The organism is Ekhidna sp., from assembly GCF_963691765.1.
Lineage (GTDB): Bacteria > Bacteroidota > Bacteroidia > Cytophagales > Cyclobacteriaceae > Ekhidna.
Genome location: NZ_OY829375.1, coordinates 1,023,860 through 1,048,178, shown reverse-complemented (window position 1 = coordinate 1,048,178; position 24,319 = coordinate 1,023,860). Strand labels below are relative to the sequence as shown.

Here is a 24,319-nt window from a genome sequence, read left to right as displayed (position 1 = left end):
TCAGCCTCTGCGGTACATAATGTATCTTTATAGAGCGATTTAGAGCAAAATAGAGGAGTCATGATTTATAATGGTAAAGAGGTAGAATTTCCAGCAATCATGCATGTGAGTTTTTTTAAACTCATTGAGCAGCTGGAAGAAATGGCAAAAAGCAAGGATGCTGGGCAGGCAAGCTATGCCAAAGACTTGCTGAAAGAAGTTGAAAAATATCCTGAATTAAAAGATGGTATTTCGGACGTAACAAAGCTTAAAAAGTATCAAAAATCATTTGATAAGCTTAGTAAGCCACTTTTTCCGTCTATTCTCAGCACCAATGAGATCAAGATTCTAACACCTCCGTTCTATTTTGAGCCTATCTACACATCTGAGCGTTTCGACAATATTGTAAGTGCATCAGGTGAGCCATTCGAATTTCGAATGAAAGATGTAGACGAAGACCTTTTCTATAAGTACTGCTGCTATTTTATTCTTGGAAAATATTTTGGCTATCAGATTGGTGGCTCCACTCCGCAGTTTTTGGAAATAGAAAACAAAGCACAAGGGTTTAACCGTGTTTACAAGCTGCTGATAAATGCAGATCTTTCAGAATTTATTCCGACAGATAAGGCTGTTCAAATTACGCAAGAAGACTTTGAAGAACTCATCAACAATTTTGATGACATGGACCTCTGGAAGCAAAAGTTTCCACCAAATAGTTGGATCATGCGTGGGATCAACATTGTCAACCTGGTGGATGTAACAGCCGATCAATCCATTGGCAATATCACATCAAACCTGTTAGTTAAGTCTGATAATACGTTTGAAAACATTCAACACAGTGTTCGGAGGATGCTCAACAATACAAATCTATCAATTGGTATTGTGAGTTATGAGAACGAAATGTTGCTTCCGATTGATCATAGAGATGTTAACAGCATCCTTTTGCAGGAAGGGGAATGGCTAAGTTGTGATAAAGACTTTTGTCCGTTTAGCTGTCAGGAACTTTTTGTTAAAAAGGAACCATTTGTAGTCACAGACGCCGATCATTTTCACGAAGTTTCGGGCACAGGAATGGCTCAAAAACTTAAAGACTCTGGATATAAGAGTTATATCATTGCACCACTTGTTCATGAAGGTGAACTGCTAGGCTTTATGGAGCTTGGATCGAAAAATAAATACGAGCTAAATCGTGGCTCCCTTGACATGTTGGGTCAGATTGTTCCAATTCTTTCGATGGCTAAGAAACGTTTCCAGACAGAATCTCAAAATTTGGTTGAGGCTGTTATTCAGCAGGAGTGTACAACTATACATTCATCAGTGAAATGGAGATTTGAAGAGGAGGCGATGAAGTTCATCAATAAACAAGAAGAGGGAGAAGAAGCGATGTTTACGGATATTGTTTTTGATCACCTCTATCCACTTTATGGTCAACTAGATATTAAAGGGTCTTCCGAACGAAGAAACAGGGCGGTAAGCAAAGATCTGATTAAGCAGTTAAATGGAGTTACCAAAGTCCTCAAAACCGCCAATAAAGAAAAGCCGTTGCCGGTGTTGGATGAATTACTTCATCGCTTAAACGGATTCAATGGCGAGTTAAAGAAAAACCTTGCAGCTGGAAGTGAACACAGAATATTGTCCTTTTTGAAGGATGATGTCTATCCAGTTTTCGATCACTTCAAAAATGATGATCGTGCATTGAAAGAATTGGTAGAGGAGTATGAATCTATGCTCGATGCCGATTTGCGTACTGTTTACGAGGAACGAAAGAAATACGATACAAGCGTCAATCTGATTAATCAAAGGCTTGCTTCATACCTGGATAAAAAGCAGATCGAGGCACAGGAAATGTTTCCTCATTACTTCGAACGTTACAAAACGGATGGAGTAGAGTTTAATATGTATATCGGGCAGTCCATTACCAACGACAAGACGTTCAGCGAAATCTTCTTGCGCAATCTTCGGCTATGGCAGCTCCTGGTGATGTGCGAGATGGAAAATGAATTCCATTCGCTGCGGAAGGAATTGACGGCTCCTGTAGAGATCGCTTCTTTGATTCTTGTATATAGCACGCCACTTTCTGTGCATTTCAGAATGGATGAAAAGAAATTTGATGTGGAAGGTGCGTACAATGCACGATATGAGATTATCAAAAAGCGCGTAGATAAGGCACATATCAAAGGAACCAAGGAACGCATTACTCAGCCAGGTCACATTGTGATCGTTTATTCGCAAGAGCAGGATGCAAACGAATACCGAACCTATTTACAATTTCTATCCTCAAAAGGGTATCTCAAGCCTAAAATTGAAGATGTAGCTTTAGAAGATTTGCAGGGAGTTCATGGTTTGCGTGCCTTAAGAGTAGCTGTGGATTACGCTGGCTCCATGGGAGTAGACGAACTGATCCGTGAAATAGAAGAAGGAACTTCTGCTGAGTAACACGCTTGGTAGTACTTATTCTTCGGGGTAAAATAAATTTCATTCGACAAAGCTGATTCAATTATCTTACGCTAGAGACTAATAAGTAACTAGTGAAGAGAAAGAATATATTAATTACTGGTGCCAGTTCCGGACTTGGGAAAGGCATGGCTATAGAATTTGTGAAGCAAGGCTGCAACTTGGCACTTTGTGCCCGTAGGGTTGAAAATCTAGAGGAATTAAAGAAGCAGCTTCACGAAATAAACCCTGAAAGTAAAGTATTCCTAAGATCCCTTGATGTAACAGATGCAGACCAGGTTTTTGAGGTATTTAGAGCTTTCAACCAAGATTTTCATGATGTAGGCGAGAAGTTGGATAGAGTTGTGGTGAATGCAGGCATGGGGAAGGGAGCATCCTTGGGTAAGGGCCACGCAAAAGCCAATATGCAAACGGCCATCACCAATTTTTGCGGAGCCATCAGTCAGATGGAAGCAGCCATGGAAATATTCCGAGAGCAGAATCATGGACACCTGGTTGCTATTTCATCCATGTCGGCATTTAGAGGATATCCATTTGCAATGACCGTTTACGCGGCTACTAAAGCAGGTTTAAGAAGTTTAACAGAGGGTGTTCGCATAGATGTGCTCAAGAAGCCTATAAAAGTATCTTCCATTTTTCCTGGGTACATCCAATCGGAGATGACCGATTCTATTGGCAAGCCACCGCCATTCATGATTTCATTGGATAAAGGATCTAAGCTGCTGGTCAAAGCAATCAATAAGGAGAAAGCAAATTCCTATGTTCCGTTTTGGCCATGGTATTTCTTTAAACTCATCATGCCATTCATGACAGCCAAAATGCTTCGAAAATTTTAATACGTATATGAACTTCGAACTCTCCCAAAAATCTCAAGACTACTTGCAAAGGCTGAAGGCTTTCATGCAAGAGCATGTATTTCCATTCGAACGCGACTACATCGAATATCATAAAACAAACAATGCAGATGGTCATTGGGAAAATTGGACCGAGCATCCGAAATTGGAGGAGCTGAAGTCTAAGGCCAAAGAACAAGGTTTGTGGAACCTTTTTCTGCCGGATAGTGAATTGGGAGAAGGATTAAGTGTTTTAGACTATGCGCCATTGGCGGAAGAGATGGGTAGGGTGTACAATTCCGCTGAAATCTTTAACTGCAATGCACCCGATACTGGCAATATGGAAGTGCTCTATCATTTTGGTAGTGAGCAACAAAAAGAAAAGTGGTTGAAGCCACTTCTTGCCGGAGAAATGAAATCGGTGTTTTGTATGACCGAACCAGATGTGGCTAGTTCAGACGCAACCAACATTCAAACCTCTATAGCAGCTGATGGAGATGAGATAGTCATTAATGGAAAAAAGTGGTGGTCTACAGGGTTAGGCCATCCGGATGCGAAGATTGCAATTGTGATGGGCCAAACAAAAGATGAGGGGAGAGGTAGGCATGAACAACACAGCATGGTCCTTGTACCACTGGATACTCCGGGTGTAGAGGTGAAACGGATGCTCAATACATTTGGGGCATATGATCCACCTGCAGGACACGGTGAAGTGCATTTCAACAATGTGAGGGTGCCGAAAGAAAATCTGATTATGGACTTTGGATCTGGCTTTGCTATTGCTCAAGGCAGGCTTGGTCCGGGTAGAATTCATCACTGCATGCGCTGTATTGGGGCTGCAGAACGAGCATTACAGCTTGCAATTTTCAGAAGTGGCACCAGAGAAGCATTTGGTAAGCTGCTAGCGAAGCTTGGCGGTAACTCAGAGCGATTTGCAAAAGCTCGAATAGACATTGATCAGGCTCGTTTGTTAACGCATTATGCAGCGTGGAAAATTGATCAAGCTGGAGTAAGAGAAAGCATGACTGAGATTTCAGCAATCAAGGTCGTAGCGCCCAGAGTGCTTCAAGATATCACAGATATGGCCATGCAGATCCATGGAGGAGGAGGGCTATCAGATGATTTTCCTCTCACAGCTTTTTTCATACAAGCCAGGGCTCTACGCTTAGCAGACGGTCCGGATGAAGTGCACATGCGCATGATCTCAAGATTAGAGTTTAAAAAATACCTGACCTAAGCATGAGCAAGATTGAGATCAAAGATTTGGAGAAGCAACAAAGGCAAGGTGAAGAACTGGATTTAGATATTCTACTCCCTTGGATCGAATCGCAGGGCTTGGACCTGAAAGGAACTCCTGCAATCACTCAGTTTTCAGGAGGTGCTTCAAATTGGACTTATCGACTCAAATTTGACAATAGAGACATCATTTTGCGGAGAGCACCTCTAGGTAAAAAGGCAGGCGGAGCACATAATATGCCGAGGGAATATCACCTTCAGAAGAAATTGAAACCCCATTACGCTTACGTTCCTGAAATGATTGCTGTTTGTGAGGATGAAGAAGTTCTGGGCTCCACCTTCTATCTGATGGATCGATTGGAAGGAATGATTCCAAGAAAGAATCTACCTAAGGAGGTTTCTTGGAATAAAGATTTGACCCAGGCGCTTTGTTATTCTTTCTGGGATAAGATGATAGAATTGCATCAGGTAGATTACCTGAAAGAAGGATTAGACACTTTAGGTAAAGGTGAAGGATACGTCGAAAGACAGATTACTGGATGGAATAAACGCTATGCAGATGCAAAAACATGGAATGTTCCGGCAGGTAGAAAGGTGATGAAGTGGTTGGAGGAAAATATGCCTAAAGAAGAAAATCTGTGCATTATTCACAATGACTTTCGGTTAGACAATGTTGTTCTGGATGCGAATGATCCGGCACATATAATTGGAGTTTTGGATTGGGAACTTGCGGCTATAGGCGACCCACTAATGGACTTGGGAAGTAGTTTGGCCTACTGGGTGCATGAAGATGATAATTTCTTTATCAAATCGATGCGAAGACAGCCAAGCAATGCCGATGGGATGATCAAAAGAGATGAGGTGATCCAGTATTATGCACAAAAAACTGGTAGATCAATTGATGACTTCAGATTTTATCGAGTATATGGATTATTCAGATTGGCAGGGATCGCTCAGCAGATATACTATAGATATTCCAAAGGCTTTACCAAAAATAAAGCCTTTAAAAACTTCTGGATGATATCTGTCTATCTAATCAAGACATGTCAAAATGTAATGAAGCAAAAAGCATAGCTCATGGCGATGATCTATCTCATACGGCACGGTCAAGCAAGCTTTCTCAAAAGTGATTATGATCAACTTTCAGATTTAGGGAAAGAGCAGTCTGAGATTTTAGGAAGGGCACTAAAAGAGCGGAATCAGCGCACTGATTACATCAGCTCTGGCTCGCTCAATAGGCATCAGCAGACTTTTGAGAGTTGCATGGATGGATTTGGCAGTACTGTGGATGTTGTGGTAGATGAAAGGTGGAACGAGTATGATCACATGGATCTGCTTACCAAGCACAATCCTGCATTCACTGACTATGTGGCTATCGGGGAGTATTTACAAAAACAAGAAAATCCTATGAAGGCTTTGCAGCAAGTGCTCAATGATTCCATACTGGATTGGATTGATGAAAAACATGCCTACGCTACAAGTTGGAAAACATTTAAGCAGGGTGTTTTAGATGCCCTGAATGCACTTGCTGCCAGGCTGGAAAAAGGGCAGATCGCCTGGGTTTTTACTTCTGGCGGACCAATATCAGTAGCCCTGATCGAGCTTTTATCGCTAAATGAAAAACAATTTGTAGATCTACAAGGTAGACTAGTAAATAGCAGTATTACGAAAGTGCTGGTAGGTAAGAGTAAATTATCTCTTAGCACTTACAATGACTACAGTCACCTGGATCATAATTCTCAATTAATTACCTATAGATAGATGAACATACTGAATCAAAAATATCCGAATAAGTCTGCTTTTATCACCGGAGCCGGTTCAGGTCTTGGAGCTGCTTTTGCGACATTGTTAGCTAACAATGGTTGGACATTACACCTCTCGGATATCAATTATGACTCATTGGAACAACTCAAGCCTACACTTGAAAAGGCTTCTGACGTGTTTATTTATAAACTAGATATTGGTAATAAGTTGGCATTCGAAAAAGTAGTTGAAGAACTCGAAAAGCAAAATGCTAAAGTTGATCTGCTTATCAATAATGCGGGAATTGGTGACGCAGAATTGTTTCAGGATTATAAGTTGGACCAATGGGAGCGAATGATTCGAATCAATTTATTGGGTGTGTATTACGGCTGTCATTATTTACTTCCTTTGATCCAAGCCCAAAAAGGCATGATCATTAATGTAGGTAGTGCTGCCGGTTTTATGAATGCACCCGGAATGTCAGCGTATAATGTGGCAAAGGCAGGAGTCTATTCATTTGCTGAGACCTTGCATCATGAGTTAAAACCGAAGGGTGTTCACGTGAGCGTGGTAACGCCAACCTTCTTTCAAACAAATATCATGAGTGACGCCTCAGGCTCTCAGAAGTTTGTCAATTTTGCTCAAAAGCAGATGAAGTATTCAACTACGAATGCCGAAGAAATGGCCGAAGTGGTGCTTACGCAGTCTGCGAAAGGAAAATTTCATATAATACATCCTAAAGAAGCTCGCCGTGCTTTCTTCTTTAAGAAATGGTTTCCAAAAATGGTGAACAAGCAATTTGAAAAGATGATTGCGAAGTTTGCTTCATAGCTACATCAACACACCATTCTTCACTTCAATTGGCTTAGGTATATCATCTTCACCAATCATTTCTAGTAAATCGATCTCTATGGTTCTACATAAAGAGAGCATGGGGATGTCATTACCTAATCCTTCAAATGGGTTTTCAGAGTAGTCGCCCACCAATTCCATCATCAGGTAAACCCATCCAATCAGAACCGTAAATGGAACGGAAAGCCAGGCTCCAAATTCGCCGAGCTTGGCAAACTCAGAAACCATCCCAAATGGCAACAGAAAAATGAAAATACCTATGAAGATGAAACTCATACTTCCGTACTGTCGTGGCAGAGGGAATTTTTTGATTCGCTCACACTTTCCTTGATGATTGTAGAAGGAATTAAGGACATTTTGAAGTTCCATGTGACGGAAATCATCGATCAGGTCATTCTTCCTGAGTTCCAAAAGATCTTGACTCTGCTCATCAATGATTTGAGTAGCTGTATTTTGATATTGAATCAACCGGTCATATTCATCCTTAGGGAGGTACTTTTCCAACTCTTTTTGAGTCATTCCGCCATCTTCGTGCAACCCGATTCCCCATCTCTTCTGGCGTTGTTTTGCTACTTTACTCACATGTTTACCGATACTCACATGTTCCCATTGCGTTGGGATAAGTAGTTGATTCCTTAGCGTGTAAAGCCATGCTATGTGTCTGTAAATGAGTTTTTGCCTCCATTTTTTAATTTCTGTCTCTGTCGCATTCTTGAAGACATCAGAAATATATCCTCGGATGTTGGTTCCCCACGAACGACTATCATTCACAATTGCACCCCAGATCTTTCTTGCCTCCCAAAGTCTATCGTAAGCGCTGTTGTTTTTAAAACCTACATAAAATGCAACCGCAGTACCCACTACGGATAAGGGAAGCCATGGAATAGACCATGAGAAGGGTGTGTATTCATAAATCACTGTCATGATCACACTCCAGACTGTCAGCCAAACAATGTGGCCTCCGGAGAATCTCATGACACTGGTGAAGCTAAAATTCTTATTTACGTACATAGGTTCTGACTTTCTCGATTAAATATAATCATAGAAAGCTGCTCCTAGAAAGCTGACCCAGAATGTCTATTATTTCGAGTCATTTAGTCTAATCGCAAGGCCTACATAGAAATTTCTTTCTGGTGCAGGTTCGTAATATCTATTTCCAAAAGCATTGATACGAATGTTGTCGAAATAAGAGGTGTTTGTCAGATTACGAATTCCAAAGTACGGTTCGATCTTTAAATTATTCACCTGAGCAGTATATCGCACGGAAAGATTTGCTTCTAAGTATGAATCAACCTCCTCTTGATTTTGATTGTCAGCAAACAAGCTTCCAACGTAGTCCAAAGGTAATGAAATTTCCCATGCATTTGTTGGTTTAAATACCACATTTAAAGCAGCATGATGACGCGGAATTCCTGGTAGTGTAAACCCATCCAAGTCTGTTCCATTTTGTACAAAAGTCTCATAACTAAAATCAGAATACGTATAAGAAGTCATGAATCTAAATGTTTTACCTAGATATCTTGCTGAAAATTCTAATCCATTACGACTGGTATTTCCTGCATTCTGATAGAACGTCCGTTCCGGAAATGCCGCAAGCTCATAGGGCACCAATTCGTTTTCTGTTTGAGTGTTAAATCCAACAATCTCGGCGCTGAATTTTTCTTGTCGCCACCTGAAGCCTAGCTCAACGGAAGAGGCTGTTGCAGCATCCAATTCTTCAAATCCACCACTGTTATCCGGACGATTACTTAGCTGATTAAGAGTCGGTGTTTCGAAGTTGTTGGAATAGTTAGCAAAGGTTTGAAGAGATGAGCTGAGTGTTCTGCCTACTCCGACTTGATAGCTCCAATTAGAAATGTTGATATCTCCGGAATCATCACCGTCGCTAAGAAATTGATCGTCTGCTTTTAACTTATTTAAATCGAAACGTAATCCCCCGGTCAAATACCACTGATCAAGCTCTACATAATCCATAACAAAAATTCCCAGGTTGGTGAATGATTCAATTTGATCAAAGACCAGGTCACCTTTCACACCTTCCAAGTTGTCAAACCTCTTCCTATCATCAGCCTGCGATAGTACATCATAACCTACTTTTATTGCATGCTCATTTATTTGTAAGTCCAGCTTGTTTCCAAACCCGAAGTAGTTTCGTTCGAGTTCAATTTGCCCTGAACCTTCGAATGGTAACTTACCGTCAAAAGTTCTTCTATTAAAAAAAGCATAGGTGTTTAGCTGCTTGTTATCTGTCCAATGCCAATCAATGCTTGTACCCACTTTCCATTGTTGAATAGATTCACCTGCATCGAAAGTCAGGTTTCTGTCTCTGGCCTGAGTAGGGTTATCTTCTGCATCTTCTAAGGTGAGGCCACCAGCATCTTGACCTTCAGGGCTATTTACCAACTCAGTAATAACTACAGCTCTCAATCGATCACTTAGGCGATGTTGAATGGCTATCCTTGAATTGACTTGTTTGAAACTGCTATTATCTCTGTAGCCATCACTTCCAAAAAATCTAACATGCCCAGTATAGATTGTCTGATCATCTTTTACTCCGCCACTTAGTGATTGGGAGTAATAACCATAAGATCCAAACATGGTCTCAGATTGTATAAAGTTTTCTAGGAACCCAAAGTTGGAATTGACGATGATGGCGCCACCTGAGGCATTTCCGTATAGACTAGATGCTGTCCCTCTGATTACAGTCAGTTTGTCAATAAGGTCAAGATTTAGGTTGTCCAGTTGTCCAGTGCCATCCGGTGTTGTTTCTGGAATGCCATCTACAATTAATTTAATTCCACGAATGCCAAATGCAGCCGTTGCTCCAAACCCACGAATTGATATTCTTGCATCCTGCGCAAAGTTGTTTGCATTTTGTACATAGACACCCGGCACAGTCTGCAAGTATTCTTTTATCGATAAGTTCTGATTAGAAGATATCAATGTGCCGCTATCCAGTAATGCTATTGATAGTGGGACTTCCGTTTTTGCATTCGGAAGCCTGGGAGCAGAGACAGTAACCTCTTGCAGTTGATAACTGGAATAGTAAATGGTGTCCTGCGCTTGTGCCTGAGACTTCCAGGCACAAGCACTAAATACAGCAATGAATAAGGTTTTGAATAGTTGTTTTTTGATGACTTCAATATTTAATGTGGCGCAAATAAAAACTAATAACCATTCCCATTGACGAGTTGAATCAATTTACCGTTTTCTTCGTCGGTTAGGAGATAAATCTTACCTCTGGGCGAAATCGCAACTTTTCGAAGACGGACACGATCATTAACAAATAATTCCTCCGTGCTTATTACTTGATCATCTGCAATAGTTATCCGCCAAAGGCTTCCCTTGCTTAATCCTGGAACCAATAAGCTGCCTTTCCATAACGGAAAATCTCCGCCAGGATAGTAGGCAAGTCCTGTAGGGGCCACTGTCTTGTCCCAGCTATATATTGGGTCAGTTAGTTTGATTTTATCGGGCACATTCGGTTTGTATTCTATGGATCGATACTTGCCCGTTGTGGCGTATGGCCATCCGTAGTTAGCTCCGGCAGTAAGAATGTTTAATTCATCACCTTGAATGGTTCCATGTTCGCTAAACCAGATGTTGTTGGTTTCAGAATCAATGGTTAATCCTTGCGAAGCACGAATTCCAGTGGCATACAAACCTTTGATTGCATTAGGCCCAAAGTCAGGATTGTCATGAGGAATGCTGCCATCTTTATTGATTCGAATGATCTTCCCTCTTTTATCTAAAAGATCCTGAGCTACGGGGGGATCTGGATTTAAATACTCCTGGAAATTACGTTCTCCAAGTGTGACATATAGTTTTTCGTCAGGTCCGAATATCATACCGCCACCATAGTGGAACAATCCATGAGCGTATGGCCCTGCCTCAAAAAGTGTTTCGACTTTGGTTATTTTATTATCATCGAGTATACCTCGAATCACTTTTGTGGCGCTTGCTCGGTCCTTATTTTCTGCAGCATACGAAAGGTATATGTATTTATTTTCAGAAAATTTTGGATCAAGGAGCACTTGAAACCAACCAGCGTTAAAACTCAATTCCTTGCCATGTGCTCCGCCGGGAAAAATTCCCTTTTCAAACTTTGTGGTATCGATAAGTACAGCTCGAGCAACATCTTTTGGTAATCCTTGTATTGGAGTTCGTTTGTTGGTAGAAAGGTTTACTTGAAGCAATTCGCCATCTTTCTCAGCAATTAGCACCTCATGTTCAGATATAAAAGCCATGCTCCAAGGACGTTTCAATCCCTCCAGAATGACTTTTTTTGATGGCTTTGAGATCAATTCATCGGGACGCTTTGGAATAGGTTCTGCTGAGGTGCATTTGGCAATTATTTTCCAACCATCGGGGAATTTTTTAAGAAGTAGTAGGTCATTATATCGATGTCCATTGGCTGGAAACAGCACCTCTACTCTGGCATAGGCGACATTCAACACTTGCTCGATGCTGATGATCTTACTCGGCCGGTTGTTTATAGTACCGGGAGCTTTGCGTCCGTACCACGATGCATATTGTTCAACACTTACCTCCCAGGTTGGATTGTCAGGTGAATGAAGAAACATTTTTGAGCCAGGATTAAACGCAGCAAGAATGGTATCGGGATAATTATAGACCGTACCTTTTATAAATTTTTGAACGGTGGTCTCAATGTCATCATAGTCTGTTTGAGCATGCAAACAGATAGTTGCTAAGGTTGATATTAGTAAGATTAGTTTTCTCATATTTCGTTAATTTGATTTTTCAAGAATACGAGATAGATGTGCGAGTAACCGTCAAATTTCAGGTCTAGAAGTCCGATCTGATCAATCCGAACTCATTCCTTGCTTGTTTTGGTGTCAAGCTGCTTTTTGTACGCCGCTGGTGTGGATCCAACAATGTTGCGGAAAGATTCAAAAAATACTGACTTTGATTTGAATCCAGACTCATGACCAATTCCTTCGAGGCTTAATTCTGGCCGAGTTGCGATTAATTCCTTGGCTTCTTTAATTCGGTACGCTTTAATGTAATTCGCATACCCATGAGTGTAGACCTCATTTAATACCTGGGAAACTTCATGCCTGCTGAGACCTATGCTTGACGCAATATCTTCTAGTTTTAACTCCTGCTTTTTGTAGAGTTTTTCGGTCCGCATCAAGCCATCGATTTTTTCAAGAATTAGTTCTCCGTCATTGATCTTTCCCGCTGGAGATTTTGGGGTTACGGACTTACCAGCTGAAAGTGTTCGAAAAGCTAGAACATAGAATAGCGTAGAGAAAATAAACGAACCCCAGATATAGGTAAAGCCGATATGTAAGGCAAGTTGATAGGTGAGTGTAATGAATACGATGCCAATTAAAATAACAATGAAGTATGTTTTGTCACCAATTGATTTCCAATGTGAATTACTTAAAACTGCGTAAGACTGGATTAAACCGAGAACAACAAAAATTGCCCACACTAGGTAGATTCCTTGAACGATCATTGTGTTCCAGATTTCTGGATTTGATCGATAGGGGAATATCCAACCAACAATTGAAATTGCTAGTAAAAGGATGATTAGTAAAATCAGGTCAAGTTTCTGATACTCCTTATGCTTATTGCGATAAGCCTTCGCATAGAGAAAAAATAATGGACCTATAAATATGCAAGCTGAAAGCCCGAGTTGTAAGATGAATCGATCGGTCTCTGGGAAAAAGTAATAGTGAATTGATTTACCTATTCGAATGCAAAGCATCAAAATCATTCCTGCGAAATAGATATCCGAAGGGATCTTTTTTTTTCTGAACAGGAGATAGGTGCTTACAAAAACACCATTGATAACACCGAGACTAGCAAAGAGAAAAAGAAAATTCATAGCTTAACCTTCTAGCCATTTGCATGCTTGACTAGAAGACAAAATTAAAGTTATGAATTGAATGGTTAAGCTAGAGAAAGTGGCATTTGCCTCAATCTTTTTCCGGTAATTCTAAATACTGCATTTGCGATTGCAGCAGCAATAGGCCCAAGAGGAGGTTCTCCAACAGCGCCTGGTGTTCCAGTGCCGTTTATGATTTCCACATTAATTTCTTTAGGTGCATGCCTCATCAACGCCATTTTATAAGGCCCATAAATCGTTGGACGAAGTTCACTTTTCTCTACGTACATTTTTTCATATAACGAAGCACTCATTCCCATAATGATGCTTCCTTCGCACTGGGCTTTTACCTGATCAGGATTAACCGCAAATCCAGGATCGATGACACAAGTGACTTTTTCTACTTTTATTTCATTGTTTTCAACAAGTACTTCTACGACGTGAGCACACGGAGTTCCAGCGTCAGTTGAAGCCGCAAATCCCATCGCTCGATTGCCATTAGCCGTATTTGCATATCCACCTTTCTCTCTTGCTACTTCGATTACCTTTCGTAATCGCTTACCTGCTTCATCATTTTGGATATAGTCAAGTCTCATTTGAATTGGATCTTTATCCTTTTTAATGGCTAATTCATCCATAAAGCTTTCAATAGCGAAAGTATTTGCCAGGAGGCCTAAGCTTCTCCACCAGCTGGTAGCAAATGGCAATTCTACGTGCCAAGAAATTGCCCTTACATTCTCAATGTTGCGGTACTGAATTTGTCCACCTCTGATAGCGCCAATATCGGTACCAACAATGGTATGAGCAAAACCAGGAACTAAAGCAGAATCTATGGCAACATCTCCTGATGCAAAGTCATGTTGTAGTGCTGTTATTACGCCTTCGTCGTTGACTTGTGCTTTCATCACATGATGTGTAGGAGGTCGAAATGTGTCATTCTGAAATTCTTCTTTTCTATTAAAAAAGCACTTTACAGGAGCATTGACTGCCTTAGACATTACTGCTACTTGCACGGCATGAGGAGTGTGTAGTCTTCTTCCGAATCCGCCTCCTAAAAAAGTTGGGACGATGTTTACTTGCTCTTCATCCAATCCCAGTCTTTTAGCCACCTCGGAACGTGTTATTTTCACTACTTGAGTAGAGATCATAAGTGTAGCCGTATCATTCTCTACAATGGCTACTGCTCCATTTGGCTCGATCTGGGCATGGGCACCAATTGGTGAACTATATTCTGCTGAATAAAATTGATCTACTTCTTTTGCATCTGATTCCCATCCAGAACTGCCTTCTTTCTGAATGATCATATCATTACCATTTCCAACCTGAATTAGATTTTCAATATCCTCTGTTTCCCAGCTTTTATCGGTATTCCATTTTACTGAGATCGCGTTTTTAGCATTTTCAGCTTCAATCATACTTTTCGCAACCACTCCAACAAAATCAACTTCTTCTACGATTTTGACTACACCAGGCATCCCTTGAGCTTTGCTAGTGTCTGCGCTGATAAATTTGGCCCCAATTTTCGAAGGTCTTGCTACTGCACCAAAGAGCATATTGGGGAACTCACCATCCATTCCAAAAATTGGAGCTCCAACTACTTTATCAACCAAGTCAACACGAGGCACTGGTTTCCCCACATATTTATAATCATTTGGATCTTTAAGGGCTGGTACATCAGGTATTTCCCATTCAGTAACGCCATCTACCACTTCACCATAGGTAAGTGTTTTGCCACCTCCTGAAACTGTACCATTCGTAGCTTTTACCTGACTTACATCAAGCTCCAGTTTTTTTGCTCCTTCGATTTTGATCATTTCTCGCATAGTAGCTGAGAGCTCACGCAACGGTTGCCAAAACCCAGCAATGGAGGTGCTACCACCTGTGCTCATTTGGTCGATGTTACCTGTTGAGGTTGCGGCGTGTACCACCTGGATATTGTCTACATCAATTTCTAATTCATCCGCTGCCATCTGCGCCATCCCTGTAAATGTGCCTTGACCCATTTCAACTTTCGGACTATGCAATGTCACCACATTATCATTGGAGATCTGAAACCAGATAACTGGGTTTTCTGTATCACCCATATACGTCAGCATGCTAGGATCATCCATTAAATCATAAAATCCACGTCTCAATGTATTTCTGCCTAAATAGGTTGCCCCTAGGAGTACTCCGGTACCTCCAAGCAACGTGCGCACAATGAATTTGCGTCTGGAAAGTTTCTTTTTTTCTGCCATGATCAGGAGTTTATTGGTGAGTTGGTAGTTAATTCAGCAGCCTTTTTAATGGCTTTTCGCATGCGGTAATAGGTGCCGCATCGACATACATTGATGATTTTTTTGTCAATGTCTTCATCAGTGGGATTGGGATTCTTGCTAAGCATAGCTGCTGTAGCCATCATAAAGCCAGGCTGACAATAGCCGCATTGAGGTACAATCTCTTCTATCCATGCCTGTTGAACAGGATGAGGGTTGTCTTTATTTCCAAGCCCTTCTATAGTTGTGATATTTTTCCCTTCAGCATATTTCGCTGCAAAGGAGCAAGACCTCACTGCTTCACCATCGACATGTATTGTGCATGCACCACATGCAGCCTTCCCACATCCGAATTTTGTTCCTTTAAGATCGAGTGTATCTCTTATTACCCATAGCAATGGGTTGTCACCATCGGTTTCGACAGTCTTAGATTCTCCGTTTATTGTAAATGTAACTTTCATGTCTACTTGGTTTAGGTGATTAATTTTTTGCTGGAATTTTTGCTCCGGCCTCTATCCATTCTTTTACTGCAGCGATATATTCTTCTTTTGATACTGGCGGCAATTCTCTTGGATTTCCTTCGGCATCAACTCCGGGCTCCCATGCCCAAAGTACCAATTCATGTTCGGTTAGGTGATGCATGAGATCTTCTAGCGATCGGTTTCCATTTTTGGATCGATCTTTCATAGACGCTGCAATTTCATATCGATCTAATCCTTCCCATTGCATTTCTGGCGGAGCTAAAGACCATTCGGGTGCTCCTGGTACTCCTGAGTTATTGTTATTGGAGTCTTGATGACAGGTGTTACAATTGGTTGCGGCCATTCCAGCGCTGTTGGAGCGAGTAATCCCGAAGCGATGCGGGTGACGATCTTCTCCTTGCTTTGGTATGTTATCATTCGGATGGCAATTGACACACCTTTGGTGCGTAAGTACATCCATCATTTTATGAAATGCTTCATCCGAGGACAGATCAACCACCTTAATATCCTCTTTTATTATTGGAATTACTTCCGATGGAGTTTTGAGTAGGTTTGATGCAAAAACGGCACTTCCTAAAAAGATGATGGCCGCGAATGGAATGAATAGTTTGTTAGGTTTCATGGTTTCAGTTTGAATGGTAATTCTCCCTGCTGCCAACTTCACGTTCAAATAATTTACTAAATCTCAGTGGCTACTCAAAGCCGGTTTGTTTATTAGTGGTCATTTTTCACCCAAGACCAAAATATCAACCGGGTCAATAATGAAATTATCATATCCGCTTTTGGAGACGTTGATCATAGCAAGTCCTATTTGAGTAGTATTAACCACAGAATTGGGAGCGATGAGCTTGACTAATTTGACTAACCACATGAAGTAGTCATAAACAAATTGATACAATTTGGTTCTAGACTTAATTCCTCGAAGAGGGATAATTGCACCTGGTCTAAACATGAATGATTGACTAAATCCAAGTTGTGCAATCGTATTTTCTGTTTTACCCTTGACTCTTGCCCACATGGATCGACCTTTTTCGGAAGAATCCGTTCCTTGCCCTGATACATAAATACATGTCATTCCCGGGTTTAACTCTGAAAGTGGTCTTGCCAAAGCAAGTGTATAGTCGAAGGTCATCTTTGTGTATTGATCTTCTGACAAACCAGCAGCACTTACCCCCATGCATAGAAAGCAAGCGTCATATCCTCTAAGATTTTCTTTTATTGAGCTAAAATCTGAAAAGTCTTTGTGTACAACTTGAATCAATTTCGGATGATTCATTTCTAATTCAGATCGTCCAATTGAAAGGACACGATCTACATCAGGGTGGTCAAGACACTCTAAAAGCACCCCTTTTCCAACCATTCCTGAAGCTCCTGTTATTATTACTTTCATTTCTTTTTTTGTTAAAAAGACAGCTCCGAAGAGCTGCCTAAACACTAATCACCTACTACCACTACTGGATAGTATCTTCATTTTAATTGACTCATTAATATTTTTTGAAAACCTCTATCACTTAGCCATTTTCTCATGAAAATTAGCGTACTGGCCATTGCACCACTTACATATCTTGTTTTTGGTTTTTTTGCAGCTATTGCCTGAGCAATGGTGGTAGCAATCACTTCAGGTCCGGAATGCCTTCCCTTCTTGGTGTAAGCTTCTTTCCCGGCTTTATCCAATGCCTTTGCCATTGATTCATATGGACCATCTGCTGAACGATCTAGCATAGGTTGATTCATCACATCCATAAATTCTGTCTTAATTGCCCCTGGTTCAACGATCACCACATTTATCCCAAATTGTTCTACTTCCATTCTTAAGCAGTCTGACCAACCTTCCAGTGCATGCTTGGTTGCATGATACCATGAGCCAAGTGGTGTGAAAATCTTTCCGCCAACTGAAGAAATGTTAATTATCCTACCACTTTTGGCAGATCTCATATGAGGGATTACTTGTTTAGTAATAGAGGCGAGACCAAATAGGTTGACCTCAAATTGTCGTCGAGCCTCATCTACTGTGATATCTTCTACAGAGCCATAAACCGCGTAGCCAGCGTTGTTAACAAGAACATCTATTCTTCCTTCTTTATCTAATATGAAGTTCACAGCTGAATTAACTTGATCTTCGTTCAGAATATCCATTTTGATAGAATATCCCCCGCTGTCTACGATGTCTTGCATCTGCTCAATTCGTCGCGCAGCACCATATACGGTGTGGCCTTCATTTATCAGTTTTAAAGCAGTGGACTTTCCGATTCCTGAAGAAGCCCCTGTGATTAGTATTACTTTTTTGTTATTCATCTTTCTTTCAAATTTAAAATAAGTAAGTAATCACTCATTATACGAATAAAAAAATTCAAAGTTTGTATTTCTGTTTTAAAAATTCGATCGTCCCCTCAAGGTCAAAGCTCTTTTGCAACATCATCCGTGTAGCTATGCCATCCATCAATGTCAATAGAAGGTTTGCTTCTTTTTCTGGTTGGAGGTACCTCAATGTTTGAAATGCTTTGATTAATGCTTGCTCTAGCGCTTCAATTTTATGTTCACCATAGATTTCCAATTCCCATTTTATTTTGAATTGTAGCTTCCAGAAGTTAATCGCCTCTTTGTCTTTGCTTGTATTTAGGCCTATTTCAATGAATTTCCTCAATACATTTTTTGGATCTGTCTCCATTAAAATGTCAGCAAAAAGTAATTTGGCCTGATCTTCACCCATTTGAATAATTGCTTCAAGCAATCCGTCTTTATTGCCGAAATGTCGAAATATTAACCCTTCAGAAACTTCAGCACGTTTTGCTACTTTGCTTGTAGAAGTACTCTTAAATCCCTCTTCAGCAAAAAGTGTTAGCGCTGCATTTAATATTTTTTCCTGCTTTTCAGTCATAAAAGTGAGTAATCACTTACAAATTTAGATATTTTTTCTAAATTGCAAATTATTATGAAAATATTCAAGCGAATCATGTTAATAGTTGTCGCATTAATCCTTCTTATTGTAATATCAGTAATAATCTTCTTTAAAACTGCTCCTCAAATTGGTGGTAAGGCTACAGGTGAACGATTGGAACGTATGGAAAGGGCACCAAATTTCATTGATGGGAAATTTCAGAATACTGTTGACACTAAAATGGAAATGACGTGGGAGACGTTGAAGAAGACATTATCCCATTACTTATTTGCTGATAAGACATTTAAAAATCCACAAGAAACAATTCAAGTTCAGCCATTCGACGCTAAGACATTTTCGGAAGTTCCAGACGATAGCATTGCTTTCGCTTGGTTTGGTCATTCTACAATCTTGATGAGAATAAATGGCGTGACAATTCTTGCCGACCCAGTGTTGGAAGGAACAAGGGCATCTATGTTTTCTTTCATGGGACCAGAACGATTTGACTATTCAAGGCACATCAGTGTAGATGATTTACCAAAGATTGATGCAGTTATATTATCACACGATCACTATGATCATTTAGACTATCCTACGATCAAAGCTCTGATTGGTAAAGTAGATCAATTCTACATTCCTCTTGGAGTAGGCGCTCACTTTGAAAGATGGAAGGTTCCTGAGGATAACATCACTGAGTTGAACTGGTGGGATGAAGTAGAACTGAATGGTTTAAAGTTAGTCCTCACTCCGACACGTCATTTTTCAGGTCGTGGGTTTGGTGATCGTTTCAATACTTTGTGGGGTTCTTGGGCTGTGATTGGACCTAACAAGCGATTGTACTTCAGTGGAGATAGCGGTTATTTTCCAGGCTTTAAAGAAATAGGAGATAAGTACGGACCTTTCGATCTTACGTTTATGGAATGCGGTGCCTATAATGAAGGTTGGAGCGAAATTCACATGTTTCCAGAACAAACTGCTCAAGCACACCTTGATGTTAAAGGGAAGTTGTTAATGCCGATTCATTGGGGGAAATTTGATTTGAGCTTGCATCCATGGAAGGAGTCCGTTCAGCGACTTTCAAAAAAGGCGGATGAGGAAAAAATATCATTGTTCACACCTCAGGTTGGTCAAATGATTTCACTATCAGATAGTAGCAGTTTAGATCCGTGGTGGCAAGAATATAAGTAGGTATCATGTGCTAACTTTAGGATATAAATCCTATACCTGGCCATGAAAAATACCATTCTTACCTTCATTTCTAGCTTAATAGCGTTCGGAGCTTGCTCACCAATCAATGAAGATACCAAGTCTTCAAATGAAATAGCAAAGATCGAAGCTACATATGATGATTTAGTTGATCTTTTTGGAAACTGGAGGGAGTTTGAAAATCCTCCATTACTTAATGGAGCTCCAGACTATACGAAAGCTACTTTCGAATCTCGTCAGCCAACGTTTGAATCATTACAATCTCAATTGCTAGCCATGGATACAACTAGTTGGTCTGTGTCTGAGCAAATAGATTGGAAAATTGTTCAAGCGGAAATGAATGGTTATGATTTCAATCAACGCATTCTAAAGCCATGGGAAAGGGATCCAGCGTACTACAAATCCGTTTGGACGTATAGAAGTGATGTGCCGGCCCATGAAGGTCCAACACATCATGCAACCACAGAATTGTGGACCTATGATTTTCCGCTGGATGAGGAGTCTAGAGCTAACCTGATTAAGGATTTGTCAGTCATTCAGCCTTTAAACGAACAAGCAAAATCAAACCTGACTGGAAATGCTCGTGATCTTTGGATTACTGGAATTCGGACCATCGAGCTTCAAAGTGAGGTGCTCGAGACATTGAAAAATATGCCAGAATTAGCAGGTGATCACGAGCTTATCAATGCTATTGAAGAGGCACGAAACTCAACAGATGAATTGGTAAGTTGGCTGGAAGATCGGGTGAAAAGTAAGGATGGACCTTCTGGCATCGGTAAAGAAAACTATTCCTGGTATTTACAAAACGTGCATTTAGTACCATTGACTTGGGAAGATGAGGTGATGATACTCAAAAGAGAACTAGCACGGGCTTGGTCTGCATTGAAATTGGAAGAGCATAGAAACAGGAACTTGCCTCAGATTGAAGCAGTAGCATCTTCCGATGCATATGATCAACTTGCTGATGAATCTGCTACAAGCTTGATTAATTTTTTGGATCAGCAGGAGATTGTTACTGTAAAGGACTATTTCGAGCCGGCATTAAGAGAACATCTTGGGCAGTTTGTGCCTCAGGAAACTCGGAATTTCTTTTGGATTACAGCACATCACGACCCGCGTCCACTGTTTTCTCATTTTTATCATTGGTTTGAACTGGCAAGAATGGATACAGAACCAAATGCAAGTCCTATTCGGAAGGGCCCGTTACTATATAACATTTTTGATAGTAGAAATGAAGGCACAGCAACGGCTGTAGAAGAAATGTTCATGGATGCTGGCTTGTATGATGATAATCCAAGGGTTCGCGAGATCGTTTATATCATGATTGCTCAGCGAGCCGCAAGAGGGTTAGGATCGCTTTATGCACATGCGAATGAGATGACAATGGAAGAAGCCGGTAAGATACATTCTGAGTATACACCTCGAGGGTGGATGAAGACCGAGAAAGAACTTTTGATTTTCGAACAACATCTTTACTTAAGACAACCGGGATATGGCACAAGCTATATAACAGGCAAATACTTATTGGAAGATACGATGATGGGCTATGCCCATAAAAAAGAAAAGCAGAACAAACCATTTGTTCTGCTTGAATTCTTTGATACGCTCAATGCAATTGGAAACATCCCAATTTCATTGGCAAAAGAAGAAATGCTTAATTAAGCGTTCTCTTCCTCTTTTTCAGTTACTTCACTTGCTACTTCAGTTTCTGGAAGTACTGCTTCTGCTTGTACGTCTTCAGTATTTTCTTCAGGAGCCTCTACTTCATGACGAGTTACTGTTAACTTGAACTCTTTGTTCATTGTGAACTCATACATTGCTTCTTCCATAAGTTCGTAAGCAGTGTTTGATTTCAGTAGGATTTCCATAAGATCTTGAGCAACTACCGTCATTTTGATGTCGTTCTGCGCTCTACGCTTATATGCTTCAAGTTTGAATGCATGTCCACCACGTTCTTTAGGATTAAGATCTCTGAATTCATGTGAAATAAATTGGTACTCCTGAGGGCCGTTTGCAGCATCTCTCATTAGTTTAATAAGTACCGGTTTGTACTTATTCCACAGTAGAATGTACAATTTGTTATTTGTTGGATAAGAAGGCATGGTCAGTCGGTTTAAGTTTCATTTACATGAAATGAAGAATCATCTTTGATAATTGGAACACCCCACATGACGGATTTTAACCTGTCATGCCTCCATTCATTCAAAACAAAGATACGGGATTTAATTCATACCAATTATTGACCAAATTTTCCCTTCAGCATAGCGAGCTTTGCTTGAAGATCACCATCAGGTATTTTTTCCTCTTTTGGTCGATATTCTTGTTGCTTTTTAGGCCTTGCTTTTTTCTCACTTCTCTTCACCTGAGGAGCATCACTTTTCATAGACAAAGAGATGCGTTTTCGAGGAACATCAACCTCCAAAACCTTCACATTCACCTTTTGTCCAAGCTTTACTACTTGCGTAGGATCTGAAACAAAAGAGTTTGAAAGGTGGCTAATATGTACCAGTCCATCTTGATGTACACCGACATCTACAAATGCTCCAAACTTGGTAATGTTTGTTATCACACCTGGCAGTTTCATTCCTTCTTTCAAGTCTGTGATCTCATTTACACCATCTTGGAATTGAACGACTTCAAATTGATCACGTGGATCTCTTCCTGGACGATCCAGTTCGTCCATGATGTCTTTTAGTGTCGGAAGTCCTACCTCGTCACTAACGTACGTTTTCAAGTCAATTTGTTTTCTTAACTCCGCTTTGGTCATCAGGTCTCGAACTGAGGCATGCGCATCTTTTGCCATTTGTTCTACGGTCTGATAGCGTTCGGGGTGTACAGCACTTTTGTCTAGTGGATTATCTGCACCAGCTATTCTTAGAAAGCCTGCAGCTTGTTCAAAAGCTTTATCACCAAGTCTTGGCACTTGCTTCAGTGCTTCCCTCGAAGCAAATGGCCCATTTTCATTTCTGTATTTAACAATATTGTCAGCTATCTGAGGACCTAGTCCTGAAACGTAAGTAAGAAGCTGCTTACTTGCAGTGTTTAATTCAACACCTACATTATTTACGCACGCCATCACCACATCATCTAACGACTTCTTGAGTGCATTCTGATCAACATCATGCTGGTATTGTCCTACACCGATTGATTTGGCATCAATTTTTACCAACTCTGCGAGTGGATCCATCATCCTTCTCCCAATAGACACTGATCCTCTCACCGTAACATCTTCATTTGGAAATTCATCCCTGGCAGCCTCTGATGCTGAATAGATGGAAGCTCCGCTCTCATTAATCATGGCGATAATGATACTCGAAGGAAGTCCAAGCTTTTTTACAAATGATTCCGTTTCTCTACTCGCTGTGCCGTTTCCAATAGCTATTGCTTCAATTTTATGTTTTTCTGCTAGGTGTTTTACTGTTTCACCAGCACGCACTTGATCTTTTTGTGGTTCGTTGGGATAAATAGCTGTGAATTCAAGCAGTTTGCCTTGCTTATCCAAGCATACAACTTTACATCCAGTTCTAAATCCTGGATCAATTGCCATGACTGCTTTTTGACCAAGAGGTGCTGCCATTAGCAACTGCTTTAAGTTTTCAGCGAAAACAACAATGGCTTCTTCATCAGCTTTCTTTTTACTTTCCATCCGAACCTCAGTCTCTATGCTCACACTCATGAGTCTCTTGTAGCAATCCTTTGCAGCTGTTTGCACATGCGAGCTTGCATCACTACTGCCTTTGACAAATTGTCTTTCAATGATGTCTAAAGCTTCTTCTTCCTCAGGCGCAATATTCATAGCTAAAAAGCCTTCTTTTTCACCCCTTCGAATCGCTAATAATCTGTGCGATGGGATTTTTCCGATTGGTTCATCCCATTCAAAATAATCCTTGTATTTCTGAGCGTCTGCCTCTTTTTCTTTGCTTTTCAGCACTTTGGATGCGATCGTTCCTTTTTTGATGAATAGCTCCCTAATTTTCTGACGCGTTTCTGCATTTTCATTGATGGTCTCCGCAATGATGTCTCTGGCGCCTTGGAGCGCGTCTTCAATTGATTCAACACCCTTCTCCGAATCAATGTATTGGGATGCTTCTGACTGAGGATCGAAATTCCCTTGTTCCAAAACTTTAATAGCTAAAGGTTCGAGACCCTTTTCCTTGGCTACACTTGCTTTCGTTTTTCTTTTTGGTTTGTAAGGAAGATACAAATCTTCCAAGGCAGTCATTGTTTCTGCCTCATTGATCTTCTTCTCTAGTTCTGGAGTTAATTTTTCTTGTTCCTTGATGGATTTTAGAATTGCTTCTCTTCGAGCATCCAGATCTCTTAGCTGCTGTATACGATCTCGAATACCTGCCACTTGCAGGTCGTCAAGGCTTCCGGTCACTTCTTTTCTATATCTGGATATAAATGGAACGGTTGCTCCCTCATCCAATAATCCTACTGTTGCTACTACTTGTCTTGAACTAACGTTCAACTCCTGCGCAATTCTTTCTTCGTGTCTCATCTGTTTATCAAAAAATTGACGTCAAAAATAGAAGAGACATGGAATT

20 protein-coding genes are annotated in these 24,319 nt (G+C 40.6%); 8 read left to right on the top strand and 12 right to left on the bottom strand.

All coding sequences use genetic code 11. The features are described from left to right. The first annotated feature begins 60 nt into the window (after positions 1-60). The 6 genes from ACY650_RS05020 to ACY650_RS04995 all read left to right on the top strand — a co-directional run bounded on the left by ACY650_RS05020 (position 61) and on the right by ACY650_RS04995 (position 7,076). Entirely contained in the window at positions 61-2,415 is a 2,355-nt protein-coding gene (locus ACY650_RS05020; RefSeq protein WP_462252370.1) for a GAF domain-containing protein, read from the top strand. Between the two features lie 92 nt (positions 2,416-2,507). Beyond that, entirely contained in the window at positions 2,508-3,269 is a 762-nt protein-coding gene (locus ACY650_RS05015) for an SDR family oxidoreductase (protein ID WP_462252368.1), read from the top strand. A gap of 7 nt (positions 3,270-3,276) precedes the next feature. After that, positions 3,277-4,503 (top strand): acyl-CoA dehydrogenase family protein, encoded by a 1,227-nt coding sequence (locus ACY650_RS05010; RefSeq protein ID WP_462252366.1) that lies wholly within the window; start codon positions 3,277-3,279, stop codon positions 4,501-4,503. Positions 4,504-4,505: 2 nt separating this feature from the next. Then, on the top strand, positions 4,506-5,576 hold the full coding sequence (locus ACY650_RS05005) for a phosphotransferase family protein (protein WP_462252364.1): 1,071 nt from the start codon (positions 4,506-4,508) through the stop codon (positions 5,574-5,576). A gap of 3 nt (positions 5,577-5,579) precedes the next feature. Beyond that, positions 5,580-6,263, top strand: coding sequence for a histidine phosphatase family protein (locus ACY650_RS05000; RefSeq protein WP_462252362.1), 684 nt, complete (start codon positions 5,580-5,582; stop codon positions 6,261-6,263). Further along, entirely contained in the window at positions 6,264-7,076 is an 813-nt protein-coding gene (locus tag ACY650_RS04995; protein WP_462252360.1) for an SDR family NAD(P)-dependent oxidoreductase, read from the top strand. Here the strand turns inward: ACY650_RS04995 and ACY650_RS04990 are convergent, their stop codons facing one another. The 10 genes from ACY650_RS04990 to ACY650_RS04945 form a co-directional block, all read right to left on the bottom strand. After that, complete coding sequence (locus tag ACY650_RS04990) at positions 7,077-8,108, bottom strand: bestrophin family protein (RefSeq protein WP_462252358.1); 1,032 nt, start codon at positions 8,106-8,108, stop codon at positions 7,077-7,079. A 69-nt stretch (positions 8,109-8,177) separates the two neighbouring features. After that, on the bottom strand, positions 8,178-10,127 hold the full coding sequence (locus ACY650_RS04985; protein ID WP_462254385.1) for a TonB-dependent receptor family protein: 1,950 nt from the start codon (positions 10,125-10,127) through the stop codon (positions 8,178-8,180). Positions 10,128-10,264: 137 nt separating this feature from the next. Then, positions 10,265-11,839: a PQQ-dependent sugar dehydrogenase gene (locus ACY650_RS04980; RefSeq protein ID WP_462252356.1), complete on the bottom strand. Its 1,575-nt coding sequence runs from the start codon at positions 11,837-11,839 to the stop codon at positions 10,265-10,267. Positions 11,840-11,931: 92 nt separating this feature from the next. Continuing rightward, the gene (locus tag ACY650_RS04975) at positions 11,932-12,951 is read right to left on the bottom strand and encodes a helix-turn-helix domain-containing protein (protein ID WP_462252354.1); all 1,020 of its coding nucleotides are present in this window, start codon (positions 12,949-12,951) and stop codon (positions 11,932-11,934) included. 65 nt (positions 12,952-13,016) lie between these two features. After that, entirely contained in the window at positions 13,017-15,188 is a 2,172-nt protein-coding gene (locus ACY650_RS04970; protein WP_462252352.1) for a xanthine dehydrogenase family protein molybdopterin-binding subunit, read from the bottom strand. Between the two features lie 2 nt (positions 15,189-15,190). Beyond that, entirely contained in the window at positions 15,191-15,667 is a 477-nt protein-coding gene (locus ACY650_RS04965; protein ID WP_462252349.1) for a (2Fe-2S)-binding protein, read from the bottom strand. A gap of 19 nt (positions 15,668-15,686) precedes the next feature. Beyond that, on the bottom strand, positions 15,687-16,352 hold the full coding sequence (locus tag ACY650_RS04960; RefSeq protein WP_462252347.1) for a hypothetical protein: 666 nt from the start codon (positions 16,350-16,352) through the stop codon (positions 15,687-15,689). 57 nt (positions 16,353-16,409) lie between these two features. After that, positions 16,410-17,078: a Rossmann-fold NAD(P)-binding domain-containing protein gene (locus tag ACY650_RS04955; RefSeq protein WP_462252345.1), complete on the bottom strand. Its 669-nt coding sequence runs from the start codon at positions 17,076-17,078 to the stop codon at positions 16,410-16,412. Positions 17,079-17,155: 77 nt separating this feature from the next. Further along, entirely contained in the window at positions 17,156-17,983 is an 828-nt protein-coding gene (locus ACY650_RS04950; RefSeq protein WP_462252343.1) for an oxidoreductase, read from the bottom strand. A 55-nt stretch (positions 17,984-18,038) separates the two neighbouring features. After that, positions 18,039-18,566 carry a TetR/AcrR family transcriptional regulator gene (locus ACY650_RS04945; RefSeq protein ID WP_462252341.1) on the bottom strand — a complete coding sequence of 176 codons (528 nt, stop codon included), beginning with the start codon at positions 18,564-18,566 and terminating at the stop codon, positions 18,039-18,041. A 54-nt stretch (positions 18,567-18,620) separates the two neighbouring features. On the opposite strand from ACY650_RS04945, the gene ACY650_RS04940 reads away from it, so the two are divergent. Next, the gene (locus ACY650_RS04940; protein ID WP_462252339.1) at positions 18,621-19,754 is read left to right on the top strand and encodes an MBL fold metallo-hydrolase; all 1,134 of its coding nucleotides are present in this window, start codon (positions 18,621-18,623) and stop codon (positions 19,752-19,754) included. Positions 19,755-19,796: 42 nt separating this feature from the next. Beyond that, the gene (locus ACY650_RS04935; RefSeq protein ID WP_462252337.1) at positions 19,797-21,434 is read left to right on the top strand and encodes a hypothetical protein; all 1,638 of its coding nucleotides are present in this window, start codon (positions 19,797-19,799) and stop codon (positions 21,432-21,434) included. Here the strand turns inward: ACY650_RS04935 and ACY650_RS04930 are convergent. Further along, positions 21,431-21,847 (bottom strand): hypothetical protein, encoded by a 417-nt coding sequence (locus ACY650_RS04930; protein WP_462252335.1) that lies wholly within the window; start codon positions 21,845-21,847, stop codon positions 21,431-21,433. The genes ACY650_RS04935 and ACY650_RS04930 overlap by 4 nt on opposite strands. 161 nt (positions 21,848-22,008) lie before the next feature. Beyond that, positions 22,009-24,273: a Tex family protein gene (locus ACY650_RS04925; RefSeq protein WP_462252333.1), complete on the bottom strand. Its 2,265-nt coding sequence runs from the start codon at positions 24,271-24,273 to the stop codon at positions 22,009-22,011. Positions 24,274-24,319 lie beyond the last annotated feature (46 nt).